We start from the raw sequence: 14,545 nt of genomic DNA, 5'->3' as shown, positions 1-14,545 counted from the left end.
GGAGGAAATCAATATCCTCCTCATTTTTCCGCCATGACTGAATCATCTATCTGATAATCAACCCAGCCTGGATCGGGATCTCCTCCCATTGCTTTGCGGGCTTCTGGTTTCGGCGGACCTGCAATCCCCCACTGATCCATTAAATGCGGAACCCGTTTCCATACACGTGCTCTCCACTCCGATTCATCTTCAATCGTTTCCAGATAACATGTATACTCCATAACAAAACCGCCTGGGTCTTGAAAATAACAGAAAATATTGTCTCCAGGCCCATGACGTCCAGGTCCCCAAAGTTCTGACAAGCCCGCTTTTCGCACATTGCTTATTCCTCGCATCAGTTCATCCACGGAATCGACCTCGTATGCGATATGATTGACTGACGCATGCTCATCTTGATTGAAGGCAATGGAGTGATGTTTCCTGTTGCATCGCAGGAATGACATTTGGTGCTCACTCCAATCAGTAACTTTAAAACCAAGTACATCCGTGTAAAACTCAACGATCATATCCAAGTTCTTCGTGTTCATTACAACATGATTCAATTTCACTGGGTCAACATTTTTCTTGCTCCAAATAGACGTTTGTACTTCCACCCAAGCCGAGAGCTCAATCACGCGGTTTTCCGGATCAATAAACCGCAGGCCATAACCGGCACCTGCTTCATCCAAATATCCAGGTGGTTCAATAATTCGAACGCCCTTAGATTGTAATATACCCGCTGCACGATCCACTGCATTTTTATCAACCATGCCAAAAGCTATATGATGCAAACCTCGTTTTTCTCCCTTGTGAAGGCTTAAAATATGATGTTCCGGTCCAGCCCCGCGGAAATAAACCGTATTCTCCTCTTCCGGAACATACACTCTATCCAGTCCCCAAACCTTTTCATAAAACTCTGCTTGATCGTCGAAATTCGGAGTTATCATGCTTATATGTCGTAAATGAGTAATCCCAAGCATTTTTTATACCTCCCATAATTTAGATTGGCCTTTAGATAATTTGCATTGGCCATATTTAACAATCTAATCGAAAAGGGCGCCTCATTAATTTTCATAATGCAGGTGCCCTTTTCGGCTAAATGATCAGTCTTTAATGATGGCTTCTCTTTCTTTAGAGCGTTGTTTACGCAGTTCTTCCAGTTCACTGCCTTCAGGATATGTCGGTAAATTAGGCTTCACTGCCCCTAACATCACGAGCATGCGCGCTTCTACATCCCCGTCATTCCTAATTCCCCGATAAACCCCTGGTGGGCTGCTGATGCAGTCTCTCGCACTTAATTTAATTTCATGCACTTCACTGTAGCTATCCTCTTGAATTAATGCAGTGACTTCACCCTCTAGAATAAAAAACACTTCTTCAACATCGTCGTGAAGGTGCAAAGGACCGATACATCCCGGAGGCAGCACCATTGTACTTAAAGTGAAATGTTCACCTGCAATTACATTCGTATCGTTATTGGCAGTGGCACCACGTCCTATATATCTCATCTGTGCGCGTCGATAAGCGGGATCGATTTCTTCTTGGAACTTCAAGACATCCCAATCAAGCGAACGGTCTTTCAATCGGGCAACATATTTTTTTTCAAAATCCTTCACTGAAAAAGCTTCTTTTGTCATTTTAAAATTCCTCCCTTATTTGCTGTTTCTAAATCACATTATGTTTCATAAGCAAAACATTGTTTTGTCTATGAATTAAGTCTAAAATGAAACCGCTTCATTGTCAATTAGTTTTTAGAATATTTAAAACTATTTTTATAATCCGAACGCTCAGCGCTTCGGGATAAACTTGAAACTAGTTAATCTAATATCCGCTTTTCTTAAACACAAAAAAGTGTGGATACCCTATTGGGAGATCCACACTTTTGAAAGAGGTTATTAACTTATTGATAGATTGGGACTCAAGTATGTTCAGACATCTTCGTGTTGATACGGCTTAACCCCACTATATCCCATATAAACGGATAACTGACGAGAAACTTCCAAAAGTTTCGGCAAAGCAATTTTATCGATGAAATCCTCCTGATAAGCAGACTCTGTTGCCACGACATTCAAGGCAGCTAATACTTTTCCAGTCCTGTCAAAAATCGGAGCTGCAACAGAACGGATGCCCGGGTGGAATTCCCCGCTAGTCATCGAATAACCATTCTGCCGAATCGAATCCAGCTGTTTTTGAAACTCACCCGGCGCGGTGAGTGTTTTGTCTGTATAAGGTGTTAGATTTGAGATTTTGAACATTTGCATTAGCATTTCTTTCGGTTGATATGCCAAAAGTAATTTTCCATTGGCCAAAGCATGTGCCGGCAACCGCAAACCTATGTTCACATTGACAGCGGATACACCTCTGATTGGGGCACTTCCAACATAAACGACTTCCTGACCATCCAAAATGGATAGATGGCAGGAGGCTCCGATTTCATCACGCAAGTTCTCCATATATGGTTGGACAATTTCCTGGAATTTCAAGCTATTCAAATAGCTGAATCCCAATTCAAGAACCTTTGGCGTTAAACTATAACGTTTGGTATGTTCATCCTGAGACAAATAACCGATATTTTGTAATGTGAATAATAAACGATATGGTACCGTTCTGCTTACTCCCAGTTGTTTTGCAATTTCTGAAAGAGACAAACTCGGCTGTACTTCATTAAAGAGCTTAATGATTTCCAAACCTCTAACCAATGAATTAGCACTATATTTCTCTTTCTCTTTTTCTTCGCTTGCCATTCGAGTATTCCCCCCGTTGTGAATAAATCTCATTTTCTCCTGAATATAACCCATTCAGTAAAGCTTTCTTCATACCTAGAAAGAAGAACTTGCAGTATATGTACATTTTTTTCTGGAAGTTCATTTGGTGAATGTTTTTGATGCACACTTCAATGGTTGCATACCTTTGTCTGTAAAACCCGTACCATAATCCTTGAACACACATGGATCCTGCTGATAACATAAGTGGCCGAACTTCCGAACAATGAAAAACTCGGAATTAGGAATCAATGTCCAAAAAATTTTTGACTCACTATCTGTTCACCACACAAGATCAAAGGCGGAACAGATAATGAAGATAGGATGTCCACTTGGTTTAAACTTGATAAAGAGAAAGAAAATGACCGGTATCCTGACGGAAGTATTTGCGGCCAGATCCGTTTCGCTTCCTTACTAGACAGAAACATGGGCGCCAGTAGTGCACTGCCTCTGATTTGCAAGTTCATCTGATTTACGTTTCGATGGAATGTAATCTATTCAGAAATTTCCGTTCACTTTCTTCCATACTAACAACAGCTGCCCAACGTGTCGCATCAGATATGATCAACGCTTTCACCACTTCCGGAAAACGGCCAGTAGAATCGAGAGCATAGCCGAGCCAATCGAAAGACCGAGCTGCTATCTCCTTGTTTCCCAAACACTGCAGGATAACAAGCGCTTTTACTTTCCTTTTTTCAGATAATGAATCGAGCATTCTTCTAATTGGCATTCCTTCTACCCTTATTCTTCATGTTTAAATAGAATAGTGTATATGTGTCAATTAAAGCATATTTACATATATAAAACTATTTGGAAGGCCTAGCTTAATTGACGTATCGATAGAAAAGATCGATTCAACCAAATATAACCAATATTACAAATGAAAACAAATAAAGAATTATAATACATCGATATTTTATGCCAAATCATGTTTTTTTCCATATTAAGTATTTCATATACAAAACAATATAAATGAATTATAGATTTTCCTGATTTTAAATTCAATATCAATAAGTCAGAATTTTTGATAATTTGATAATAATTTGTTTTTTTGACACAAAAGATTAAATGCTTCCATTTTTAAGTCCGTGATAGAGGTCCTTCCACTCATTTGATTAAATATATCTCAAAGAAAGTACAAAAGGGTGCAATGGAGTTCTATTCAATATGAAAGCGCTTATAAATCTATTTATTCTAAAGATATAAAATAGTCGAAATATTAAATTGACAATCAAATTATTTTAATTTATCGTTAAGAAAGTAAAACTTTGTTTTCCTTACAAAACATTTCCGTGACTTTTTATCTATCAAAATTATAAAGAAAGGCGGGAAAGCTCTAAAATGAACAATCAAAACTAGTACCTTTCTAAAGGGAAAACCCGTAATTCACTTATTCTCAATGGTAAGTGTTTTAAGGAATGCTAAAAAGCGACAAGGAGATGGTATTATGTTAAATGGGCAAAAAAGATGGTTGTATATTGCCGTTCCAATTTTTTTCTTTTGGTTTTTCGGACAAATTGATAAGGTTGGCATTTCCATCATTCAAACAGATCCTGAATTCTTGCATGCACTCGGTATGACAGGCGATGACAAAAATGCAAAGATCGGTCTTCTATCTTTTGTATTCACCATTGCCTATGGAGTTTCCAATCTTTTTTGGGGCTTCATCATTGATAAATTAGGTGCCCGAAAAACAGCCATTGCCGGTTTATTCGTTTGGACACTCACGATGATTATGTCAGGCCTGGCAAATTCATATGAAATGTTTTTAATAAGCAGGATCATTCTTGGTTTTGGTGAGGGGATGATGATTCCGGTTTCCGGCAAATTCATTTCTAACTGGTTTAATAAACGCGAATTGGGGAGGGCCCAGGCATCATGGCTTACTGGTAACTATTTAGGTCCGGCAATGGGAGCCGTTGTTTTGGTGCTCGTGATATCTTTACTCCACTGGCAAGCAGCTTTCTTTATGCTTGCAGCGTTCAACTTATTTATAAATATCCCGATGTTCATCTTTATGACACGAAATACACCAGAAGAGCACCCCCGTATAAGTAAGGAGGAATTGGCTTTCATTCGCCAAACGGATGATGAAGTGAAAGAAACCGCTGCCTCCGAGAATAAGAGTTTCGCCCAAGATTATCGTTTCTGGATTGTTTGGTTTGGCATGCTTGTATGCTCCTTCTTATTTTTCGGTATCAGCATTTGGCTTCCTACATACCTCATTGAAGCAAAAGGATTCGAAAAGGAAGGAATGTCGAGTATTACTTCTCTTTCCTGGCTATTCGCTTTAGGATTTGTCTTGGCATGCGGTTTTCTGGCTGACAAAACCAGACGTCCAAGTTTGATGGCCACGATTCTATTTTCATTGACGGCAGTCTTTCTGACTGTAGCGATTTTCATCCCCAATCCTATTTTAGCCGGACTATGTATGGGACTGGCAATGGGATGTCAAGGCGGTGTGTTCCATTTAAGTAATATGCTCATGGTAAAATACTCAACACCTGAAACGGCAGGACGGGCCGCTGGTCTAATTGGATTCACGAATATCATGGGCGGCTTTTCGAGCTATATCATGGGATGGCTTCGTGACTTGTCTGGCGGGGATTTCAGTTCATCGATCGCCATGCTGATTTTTACAGCCATATTAGGTTTGGCAGCTTATTTATTCTCCATTAAGAGAGAGGCCGCAGAGCTGCGTTTATCACCTATACCTGTACAAAAGATACAAGCATGAAGCTGAAGCCCCATGTAAAATCAGCGCCAACATTTTTTATCACTTTGATGAACTATCCAACCCTTGAATTTCAAGGGTTTTTTCTTGAGCCGACTTAAAAACAACACGGTAGAATAAAAGTTAGAAAGAGTCCATACCAGTAGGTATCGCTCTATTTTTTGCATATCCCGATAATATTTTATCAATTTTCCAGCCCTAGCCCGAATCATTCCTTTTATTTGTATAAATATGTCGATAGTTAAAATATTCTAAAAATGATATTTTTTTGAATTACCATGTTATATTGTTAATGGAAAAAAATACTTGTCAAGTAAGGTGAGTGTGTGAATATAGAAGTTTTAATCCTCCATTATATTCAGGAAAAACGTCAAAAGCCTAACCATGCCAATGAATTACTGGATTATATTCAGAATGAATATGTAAACGGGAAGCTGTCAATCTTTCAATATAGAAGTCTCTGTCAGGACTTATATCTTAGAGGAGCAAAACAAACGTCTTCCGGATGAAACTACACCCTTGTCACTGTCATACTACTTCCTATTCTGAATGACTTTTGTTTCTGATTTCCCATCGACCTATCTTTAAGAACTAAGCCAGTCATTTACTCCCTCCCCAACATGTTCAAAACTAAATAAAAGCCTCCTTGATCTGTCACCCCAAAACAGATCAAGGAGGTAAATGCCCTTATTCAGACCCTTTATTTACTAAATGAATATATCCAAAATTAAAACCAAACCGAATGCCACGAAGGAAAGTAAGGTTTCCATGACTGTCCATGTTTTGAATGTTTCTTTAACGGTTAGTCCCATATATTCTTTTACTAACCAGAAACCGGCGTCATTAACATGGGAAAACATAAGTGATCCTGCGCCAGTGGCAATAACGAGTAATTCTAGATTTACACCTGTCATATTGGCAACGACCGGTGAAACGATTCCTGCTGCCGTGGTCAAAGCGACGGTTGCAGAACCCGTGGCAATCCGAATCAATCCGGCCACTAGGAATGCAAGAATGATCGGTGATAAAGAAATTTCTTCAGACATGGAAGCAATTGCAGTCCCTACGCCACTATCAATTAAAATTTGCTTGAATCCTCCACCAGCACCGATAATAAGGATTATGGAGGCTAATGGCAATAAGCATTCTTCCGTCAACTTTTTAATTAGCGATTTGTCCATTCCCTGTCTGTAGCCCAAGAAATAGTAAGCAGCAAAACAGGAGATTAATAGGGCAATCACCGGACTTCCGATAAACAATAAGAATTTTTCAATGGAACCCGGTAGCGGCAAATAAGGCGCCAATACAGTTAAAACCATCAACAATACAGGCAAAAGGATGATGAAGAACGAAACTCCTGTCCCTGGTAATCCACTTGACTTTGTTACCACCCGGATCAATTCCGGTTCACCAACAGGAATAACCCGTTTTTGAACCCATTTTGCGAATAGAGGTCCGGCAATTACAGCAGTCGGGAATGCGATGATCAATGAGTACAGAAGTACGTGTCCCATGTTTGCATTATAGATCCCAATAGCTGTCATGGCTCCCGGATGCGGAGGTACCAACCCATGTACGATCGATAAACCAGCAAGTACTGGAATACCAATTAACAAGATGTTCACTTTAGTTGATTTCCGAATGGAAATGACCAAAGGCAGCAATATTACTAAACCAACCTCAAAAAATACCGGAATGCCTATGATGAAACCAGATAAAAGCATGGCCCATGGCAGGTTCTTCACGCCAAATTTATTAATGAAAAAGTCAGCAACCTGCATACCGGCTCCAGAGTCGGACATCATTTTTCCTAAGATGGTCCCTAAAGCCAATATTCCAATAAGGTGACCAAGGACCGCTCCGACACCCGTTTCATATGCTCCTACAATCTTGTCCATCGGCAGTCCAGAAAAAACCGCTAAAAATAAACTGGCTACAGTCAAGCTAATGAATGCATGCCATTTCCACCATGATACCCCCAAAATAACAATTACGATAGCTATCAGCGTGATTCCTAATAAATATAGATCCATATGTTCTCCCCACCCTATTGAAATCGCTTACAATCAAACCAATACAATAATTGAATTATTGTACCGGCTCATTATATGTCACAATGTAGTTCTGTTTAGCCGTGTTGTAATACCCTTCACTGTATTCCATAACATTTCCGTCCCCATCACTGGAAATCCGAATCCTTTTTAGTACAGGACTATTGTTTTCGATTTTCAGTGTTTCGCAAATGTGATCCGGAGCGATAGCAACGGCAAACTCATCTCTGAATGTTTCAAGTTTGACGTTTTGATCTTCCAAAAAGCGGTACAAAGAATTGATCTGGACCTCTTTCATATCTTCTTCGTTCATATCGAGTGAAACATAATGTGTAAAGTAAATATAAGGTTCATTGTCCAATAAATATATCCGTTCGATACTTATGCAATGGTCACCAAATAGAGAATGCAGCTTAGAGTCTGAAGAAAGGTCAATATGACTTATGTTTAACACCTTTTTTAAAATGGAGTGCCCTTCCTCCACCAACAGCTCTGTGAAACGCTTTCCTTTGGAAAGTTTGACAATCGCACCATTAGCTATGACCCTAGTGCCCTTGCCGCTTTTCTTTTCAACATACCCCTCTTGCACGAGTTCTTTGATTGCATTACGGACAGTGACCTTACTTACGTTAAATTCTTCTTCCAAAAGAGGCTCAGAGGGAATGTTTGTGTCAATGGCATAAACCCCATGTAAAATACGATCCTTTAATATTTCTTTTATCTGCAAATACATCGGTCCATTTTTTCTGTTCACATTCATTCCTAATCTCCTGCCTTTTATCTCTTAATATCTTCCATTTTACCTTCCATTGCCGAGAGTATCTCCTTTTCGGTTGCCAAAGGAGTATCTCCAACGACAGTACATGCCAGCATTCCTGAAACAGCCGCAAACCGAACTGTCTTTTCAGGGGTATATCCCAGTAATTCTCCATGTAAGATTCCGCTGGTGTAAGCATCGCCTGAACCTATTCTATCATATACGGAAAATGATAGGATATCGGAAAAGTAAAATGTTTCTTCCTTGTATATATACCCCCTCAACGTATGGCTATTATCACTGTTGATTGAACGATGTGTCCCTGCTATCGACTGAATATTGAATTTCTTTGCCACCTCAGGGATCAACTCGATTAGCTGTTCTTCCCTTGTGGAACCTTCAGACTTCATTCCTAAAATATATAGGGCGTCTTTCTCATTCATCATGACGATATCAGCCAAAGAAAGCATTTCTTCATAATGAGGCTTTGCGTCAGCATAACCTCCCTCCCATAAAGAGGGGCGGTAGTTGCAATCGAAACAGACTGTACCGCCTTTTTCTTTGACTTTTCTAGCCAGCACCTTCATACTTTCCCGTACATTTTCCGCCATTGCAAGCGTGATTCCGCAAAAATGGATGATATCCGTACTTTCCGAAATCATATCCATGTCATAATCGGATAAGGAGGCTGTATTAAAACTGCTTTCCAATCGATTGGAATATGTGACACGGCTCGCCCGCTGTCCAAAACCATTTTCCAAAAAATACATCCCCAAGTATTTGCCACCTCTAGAGATGAAGTTCCTTCCAATTCCTAATCGCTGCAAAGATGAAATCGCGGAATCCCCAAGGGGGTTATCCGGTAACTTTGTCACAAGATTCCCCTCATGTCCTAGCTTTGTCATCGCAGAAGCAACGTTTACCCCCGTGCCTGAAAAGGAGTATTGCAGAGTATTGGCCTGTGATAGCAATTCATGCCCTGGTACCTGCAAACGCATCATTACTTCCCCGAATGCCACAATCCTTTTAAGCATATTTTTCAACCAATTTTTTAGTTATGGCTAATAATTTCCGTACATCCTCCCCATTCGTTTTTCCAGTCTCTTCATCGATGATGGAAGAATATACATGGGGAATGACTTTAGGCACTTTTGCTTCTAATGCGATTTCTAGTATAGTCTCGAAATTATTTAAATCGATTCCACCTGTTGGTTCCAAAGCAAATCCCTCTTCACCACAAGCTTTTGCCACAGCACGATATTCATCTTCATGCTTCAGGCCTTTCATCGGGAAATATTTCAGAGCATTTCCTCCCATATCGCGAACCAGGGCAATGGCAGCTTTGATAGGCACAATGGCAGTTTCACTTGCACCTGCACTTACTGGACCAGTGGATATATTCACGTAACCTACTTTCCCAGTTGGAGAAATAAGTGAATTTATCCAGCTGTCCTTCTCACCTAAATTGGCCCTCGTAGCACCAACAGCAGGAAAAACCTGGTTAATATGACTGCCTGGATAGTATTTTGCTATTTCTGCGACAACCGCTGCCTGTCTATTATCGCCCGCGCCCAATCCTATAGAAACGGCCTCATCAATGGCTTCCCCGTATTCTTTCATTGCTATAACACCAGCTTCCACAGTTGGATAATCCTTTGAGAGTACACCAACCAATACATGGCCTTCCGCTGCTTCAAAGACTTCCACTGCATTTTCTACACTATTTGCCAGTACATTTAAGGCTACACGATCATTCAATAACCGTTTGTTTATGTTTGTCATCCCTGTTTTCCTCCTAATATGGTTCTTAATTGTGCTTCAATGACATGTATATCATCACCTTGCAATGGACGCGGATCTATATCGAAAAAGCCTTGCCGTATCCCATAATCACGTGTGTAAATGGCGATATCTCCATTTCTGAGCTGCTCGTTCACTTCCTTCGCCGTTGTTTCCGTTATTAAAGGATCAATGGAAATACGTGCTCTATATATGGCACGGCCGGCTTCATCCTGAACTATCGTTACTTTTACGCCCTCAATGGATTCAAGTGATGTGAGAACTTGTAAACTAGCTTTTTCTTTTTCGCTATTATCCGTCTTGACGAAATACTCATCCAATGCCTGAAGCAGCCCAAAGGTAGTTTCCTTTCCAACCTTCATGCTCCTTCCGATACAGTGCAATTGAACCTTTACCCATTCGATATATTTTTTTCTGCCAGCAACGATACCAGATGTGGGTCCTTCAATGGCTTTTGATCCACTATAAATGGCCAAGTCGGAGAATTGTACATATTTTTCCAAATCCTCCTCCGCTGCTGCATCGACAATCAGAGGGATATTATTCGTTTTGGCCACTTCCCATGCTTCTTCGACCGATATCATATTTTTCTGAACAGCATGATGCGATTTCACGTATAAAATGGCAGAAGTATTTTCATTTATGGCATCCGCAATATGTTCTGCCTTCCCTTCGTTTGCATAACCAACTTCAACCAATTTTCCGCCACCAAGATAAATCATGGTTTCAACCGGTGCACCATACTGAACGTTATGGCCTTTAAGCATGATGATTTCATTTTTTTGAATGAGATCTTGATGAAGCCTTTCGCTTTTCCTTCTATTTCCTTCAGTAACGATCGCCGCTACTGAAAGCGCAATTCCACTTGATGCTGAGTTTACGACGACAGCTGCTTCAGAATGAAGCAAATTCGCTATATGCTGGCCTGACTTATCGACTAAATCAGAAATTTCAACATAATTTTGCCCACCTTTTTTCATCGCGTCCATCACTGTGTCAGTTGGGGCAGAAACCCCCAATATACTCATTCTTCCGCTTGCATTTATGACTCTTTTCAAACCGTATTTAGCATTCAATGAATTCTCCATTTATAACCACTCCTTTTACGACAACTCTTTTTTCTGCCATCCTTTTTTCTCCTTCGGAATCCATTAAAAGGGTCGGCTCATTCTTGATCGAGAATAAGGTCAAGTTCGCAATATCCCCAGCTGAAATCCTGCCAAGCTCGGGTTTATGCAACCAAGCTGCTGCATTGACCGTAACGGCATCTATTACTTCCTTTAATGGATAACCCAGATACAAAAATTTTGTAAGCACATTTGCCATATTAAAAACTGGCCCATTCTCTCTGTTTTTCCGATATATATCCGTACTGATCGTATTGAAGTGTATTCCCCGCTTTTTCGCCATTTCTGCAGTTTTAAAAGAAAAACTTGCCGTTCCATGACCTACATCCAAATGAACACCACGTTCAATCGCCTTACTGAACTCAGGCAGCGGCTCTTCTCTTTCATCAAATAAATTATTCGCTTTACCATTTAAGAAATGTGTAATAATATCCTTTTCCTCAAGTAATTCAAGGACTTCTTTAATATCAGGCGGCCCTGAACCGATATGGACCATTAATGGTAAACCAGTTTCAGCCGAGAACTTCCTAGCGATTTTTAATGGTTCGACACCATTTGGACCAACCACGCTTTTACTTATTCTCGCTTTAAGTCCAACGACAAAATCCCCGTACTTGGAAATTGCCTTCCTTAATTCCCCTTCGTCCAGCCATGAAATATCCGATAACTCATCAATCCTTTTCAGGCCAATCCGCGAAATATTCAGAAAGGCGAAAACATTCGTTTTGGAATTTTCACAGCTGTTAACGAGATCAGATATCCTATCTGCCCCCGTGCTTCCCGCATCAATGACCGTTGTTACACCCGTTTTATATCCAATCTCATCGACCTCATCACCATAAGGATCGAATTCCGGGAAAGCATGTACATGTATATCAATCCATCCGCTGGAAACAAAAACTTTTTGATCATAATCTATTATCTTATCCCCTGTTGCAGTTCCTGGAAGTGCGATTTCTTTAATCATCCCATTTTCCAGTATGATATCTGCTGCATTTCCCTCTAATATCTTTACATTCTTCAGAACTAACGTATCTGTCATTTCCCTCATCCTTTTCGGTACATCCTATCGATTGCAAGTACTTTGTATACGGTTACACTGAATTGTGTAAGAATTCATTTCATTTCTCTTTACAAAAATAGATTATCATATTTTGTTGAACTAATCAATATAACGTTATAATGTTTGATTTAAATTTACAGAATTTTTAATGGATTATCACTTATTTTTCTATGTGCTTATTAGTTTCTTCCTTATAGCGTGATCTCATTTAGGTTTTTTTAAATTTACCGTCTATTCTTTACGAATTGTTACAAAATAACGATTGATGTAAGTCTCTACTCTAATTATCCAGAAATAATACTTTTAAAGAGAACTTTATTGAGATAAGTACAATCATCACTGTTTTGAAACTTATACTGCACTGGCATCACACCCGCTGGCAGCCCTAATAGTTTAATAGCAGCTTATTTTTCCGGTAAAATACGCTTATCATGTATCAGTCTATGCTAATGGTAAAAAAACAAGTTTATCTAAAATAACGAATATATATTGCACTAAGTCAAACCTTTCATTGGGACCCTCGTTAATTACTCTACCTGGTTCCCAGTAATACAGAGGATCTGGTGCTTTCCATAATAATAAAGACCAAGGATGCTATTTTAAAAGCATTCTTGGTCTTTTATTTGCCGTACTTTATTCGATATTAACTTTTTTTGACAACTGTTCCTATAATGCAAGCCTTTAATTTACCTTTTTCGATCCTTTCCAATGGATTTCCCTTAAACGGTATTTTTGTAGCTTACCTGTTGCCGTTTTCGGTAAAGACTCTACGAATTCAACTGTTGTCGGTGCTTTAAAGTGAGCCATTTTAGAGCGGCAAAAGGTAATGATCTCATTTTCTGTCACTTCCGCATTGGGGTGCAGCACAATGATTGCCTTAGGCGTTTCTCCCCACTTATCGTCTGGGATGGCAATGACCGCCGCCTCCAAAACATCTGGATGTTTATACAATACCCCTTCCACCTCTGTAGAAGAAATATTTTCTCCCCCGGAAATGATTAAATCCTTAGCCCTGTCCTGTATTTCAATATATCCATCAGGGTAGGTCACCGCCAGATCCCCTGTATGAAACCAGCCATCCCTAATTGCTTCGGCCGTCTTTTCCGGATCCTTATAATATCCTTCCATTACAACATTGCCGCGAGTAATGATTTCCCCCAGTTCCTTTCCATCCCAAGCGACTTCTTTCCCATCTTGATTGACTACCATCGTTTCCCCATTGAAAACCAATTCAATCCCTTGTCTTGCCTTTATTATTGCTTGTTCGTCCGCCGATTTAGCCTCAAACTCATCCTTCCACTCGTTATATAGGATGAAAGGTGAAGTTTCTGTTAATCCATATACGTGAATCATATTCAAACCAAGGATTTCTTGTGCCTTTTGTATAAGCGCTGCTGCTGGAGGTGCACCTGCTGTTGCCATCCTTGGGCGCACTTTGATATTTGTTTCTTTTGCTTTAGGATCATTCACTAGCATATTGACGACAGTAGGTGCCCCACATAATAATGTAATATTATGATGGGCGAATAATTTTAGGATAAGAGGAGGATCGACTTTCCTTAAACATACATGAGTCCCGCCAGTAGCCGTTACCGACCATACACCTCCCCAGCCATTAGCATGAAACATCGGCAGGGTATGTAAGTATACATCGTCATGATTCACTCCAAGGTGATAAATGAAATTAGCTGCGTTCATGTAATTCCCGCGATGGGTTAACATTACCCCTTTTGGTTTTGAAGTCGTTCCACTCGTATAATTTATAGTCAAAAGTTGATTTTCATCGATTATAACCTCTGGCAGTGCTTCATCAATTGCATATAAAATGAAATTTTCATAGTCTATTCCAGGTAAAGTGGTTTCATGTCCTTCAACAGGCACGATAATGATTTTTTCCAATGAAAGTCTAGTAATGATCTTTTCGATCGGAGCGGTGAATTCTTCATCGACAATCAACATTTTTGAATCGCTATGCTTGATGATATATTCCAAATCCTCTGCAGCAAGTCTATAATTCAAAGGAACCATTACCGCTCCCATTTGACAAATGCCATAAAAACATTCCAACATATAATGCGTATTTGGCAACATTACTGCAATATGGTCGCCTTTTTCAATTCCCGAAGAATACAGTGCTTTGGAAAGTTGATCTATCCGCTGCCCGAATTCCTTGTATGTAAACTCTTTCTCTTCATCGATGACTGCCACTTTATGAGGATAATATTTTACGGCCCTGCGCTTCCAATCCATTGGGGTTAATGGGGAAAACATT

13 protein-coding genes are annotated in these 14,545 nt (G+C 39.9%); 2 read left to right on the top strand and 11 right to left on the bottom strand.

Going from position 1 to position 14,545, the window contains the following annotated elements:
- Positions 1 to 20 precede the first annotated feature (20 nt).
- From MKY17_RS12230 to MKY17_RS12215, 4 genes are all read right to left on the bottom strand, one after another.
- Positions 21 to 959 carry a VOC family protein gene (locus tag MKY17_RS12230; protein WP_098371926.1) on the bottom strand — a complete coding sequence of 313 codons (939 nt, stop codon included), beginning with the start codon at positions 957 to 959 and terminating at the stop codon, positions 21 to 23.
- Between the two features lie 123 nt (positions 960 to 1,082).
- Positions 1,083 to 1,616 carry a cupin domain-containing protein gene (locus MKY17_RS12225; RefSeq protein WP_098371925.1) on the bottom strand — a complete coding sequence of 178 codons (534 nt, stop codon included), beginning with the start codon at positions 1,614 to 1,616 and terminating at the stop codon, positions 1,083 to 1,085.
- Between the two features lie 291 nt (positions 1,617 to 1,907).
- Positions 1,908 to 2,723, bottom strand: coding sequence for an IclR family transcriptional regulator (locus MKY17_RS12220; RefSeq protein ID WP_076371338.1), 816 nt, complete (start codon positions 2,721 to 2,723; stop codon positions 1,908 to 1,910).
- Positions 2,724 to 3,213: 490 nt separating this feature from the next.
- Complete coding sequence (locus tag MKY17_RS12215; protein ID WP_098371924.1) at positions 3,214 to 3,471, bottom strand: hypothetical protein; 258 nt, start codon at positions 3,469 to 3,471, stop codon at positions 3,214 to 3,216.
- A 717-nt stretch (positions 3,472 to 4,188) separates the two neighbouring features.
- Here MKY17_RS12215 and MKY17_RS12210 point away from each other — a divergent pair.
- On the top strand, positions 4,189 to 5,478 hold the full coding sequence (locus MKY17_RS12210) for an MFS transporter (protein ID WP_098371923.1): 1,290 nt from the start codon (positions 4,189 to 4,191) through the stop codon (positions 5,476 to 5,478).
- Between the two features lie 323 nt (positions 5,479 to 5,801).
- Entirely contained in the window at positions 5,802 to 5,984 is a 183-nt protein-coding gene (gene yppF, locus MKY17_RS12205) for a YppF family protein (RefSeq protein ID WP_081112928.1), read from the top strand.
- 198 nt (positions 5,985 to 6,182) lie between these two features.
- On the opposite strand, the gene MKY17_RS12200 is transcribed toward yppF, so the two are convergent.
- The 7 genes from MKY17_RS12200 to MKY17_RS12170 all read right to left on the bottom strand — a co-directional run bounded on the left by MKY17_RS12200 (position 6,183) and on the right by MKY17_RS12170 (position 14,544).
- Entirely contained in the window at positions 6,183 to 7,508 is a 1,326-nt protein-coding gene (locus tag MKY17_RS12200; RefSeq protein ID WP_098371922.1) for a gluconate:H+ symporter, read from the bottom strand.
- A 55-nt stretch (positions 7,509 to 7,563) separates the two neighbouring features.
- Entirely contained in the window at positions 7,564 to 8,286 is a 723-nt protein-coding gene (locus MKY17_RS12195; RefSeq protein ID WP_098371921.1) for a GntR family transcriptional regulator, read from the bottom strand.
- 17 nt (positions 8,287 to 8,303) lie between these two features.
- Positions 8,304 to 9,317: a sugar kinase gene (locus MKY17_RS12190; protein ID WP_098372016.1), complete on the bottom strand. Its 1,014-nt coding sequence runs from the start codon at positions 9,315 to 9,317 to the stop codon at positions 8,304 to 8,306.
- Entirely contained in the window at positions 9,310 to 10,065 is a 756-nt protein-coding gene (locus MKY17_RS12185; protein ID WP_098371920.1) for a KDGP aldolase family protein, read from the bottom strand. The genes MKY17_RS12190 and MKY17_RS12185 overlap by 8 nt, the downstream gene beginning before the upstream one ends.
- A complete protein-coding gene (locus MKY17_RS12180) occupies positions 10,062 to 11,171 on the bottom strand; it encodes a DgaE family pyridoxal phosphate-dependent ammonia lyase (RefSeq protein ID WP_098371919.1) in 1,110 nt (369 codons plus the stop codon). The genes MKY17_RS12185 and MKY17_RS12180 overlap by 4 nt, the downstream gene beginning before the upstream one ends.
- Entirely contained in the window at positions 11,149 to 12,252 is a 1,104-nt protein-coding gene (locus MKY17_RS12175) for an amidohydrolase/deacetylase family metallohydrolase (protein ID WP_098372015.1), read from the bottom strand. Before MKY17_RS12175 ends, MKY17_RS12180 begins: the two co-directional genes overlap by 23 nt.
- A gap of 702 nt (positions 12,253 to 12,954) precedes the next feature.
- A complete protein-coding gene (locus tag MKY17_RS12170; RefSeq protein WP_098371918.1) occupies positions 12,955 to 14,544 on the bottom strand; it encodes a long-chain-fatty-acid--CoA ligase in 1,590 nt (529 codons plus the stop codon).
- Between the last annotated feature and the right edge of the window lies 1 nt (position 14,545).

Origin of the sequence: Peribacillus sp. FSL P2-0133 (genome assembly GCF_037975445.1) — a bacterium.
Lineage (GTDB): Bacteria > Bacillota > Bacilli > Bacillales > DSM-1321 > Peribacillus > Peribacillus simplex_E.
Note: the sequence above shows the minus strand (reverse complement) of the source record. Positions and strands in the feature narration are given on the sequence as shown.

What these genes read in the sequence shown, in the direction of transcription:
- MKY17_RS12190 (WP_098372016.1), bottom strand. Translation starts at nt 9,317, where the DNA reads ATGCTTAAAAGGATTGTGGCATTCGGGGAAGTAATGATGCGTTTGCAG.
- MKY17_RS12230 (WP_098371926.1), bottom strand. Translation starts at nt 959, where the DNA reads ATGCTTGGGATTACTCATTTACGACATATAAGCATGATAACTCCGAAT.
- MKY17_RS12210 (WP_098371923.1), top strand. Translation starts at nt 4,189, where the DNA reads ATGTTAAATGGGCAAAAAAGATGGTTGTATATTGCCGTTCCAATTTTT.
- MKY17_RS12220 (WP_076371338.1), bottom strand. Translation starts at nt 2,723, where the DNA reads ATGGCAAGCGAAGAAAAAGAGAAAGAGAAATATAGTGCTAATTCATTG.
- MKY17_RS12180 (WP_098371919.1), bottom strand. Translation starts at nt 11,171, where the DNA reads ATGGAGAATTCATTGAATGCTAAATACGGTTTGAAAAGAGTCATAAAT.
- MKY17_RS12225 (WP_098371925.1), bottom strand. Translation starts at nt 1,616, where the DNA reads ATGACAAAAGAAGCTTTTTCAGTGAAGGATTTTGAAAAAAAATATGTT.
- MKY17_RS12175 (WP_098372015.1), bottom strand. Translation starts at nt 12,252, where the DNA reads ATGACAGATACGTTAGTTCTGAAGAATGTAAAGATATTAGAGGGAAAT.
- MKY17_RS12200 (WP_098371922.1), bottom strand. Translation starts at nt 7,508, where the DNA reads ATGGATCTATATTTATTAGGAATCACGCTGATAGCTATCGTAATTGTT.
- MKY17_RS12185 (WP_098371920.1), bottom strand. Translation starts at nt 10,065, where the DNA reads ATGACAAACATAAACAAACGGTTATTGAATGATCGTGTAGCCTTAAAT.
- MKY17_RS12215 (WP_098371924.1), bottom strand. Translation starts at nt 3,471, where the DNA reads ATGCCAATTAGAAGAATGCTCGATTCATTATCTGAAAAAAGGAAAGTA.
- MKY17_RS12170 (WP_098371918.1), bottom strand. Translation starts at nt 14,544, where the DNA reads ATGTTTTCCCCATTAACCCCAATGGATTGGAAGCGCAGGGCCGTAAAA.
- MKY17_RS12195 (WP_098371921.1), bottom strand. Translation starts at nt 8,286, where the DNA reads ATGAATGTGAACAGAAAAAATGGACCGATGTATTTGCAGATAAAAGAA.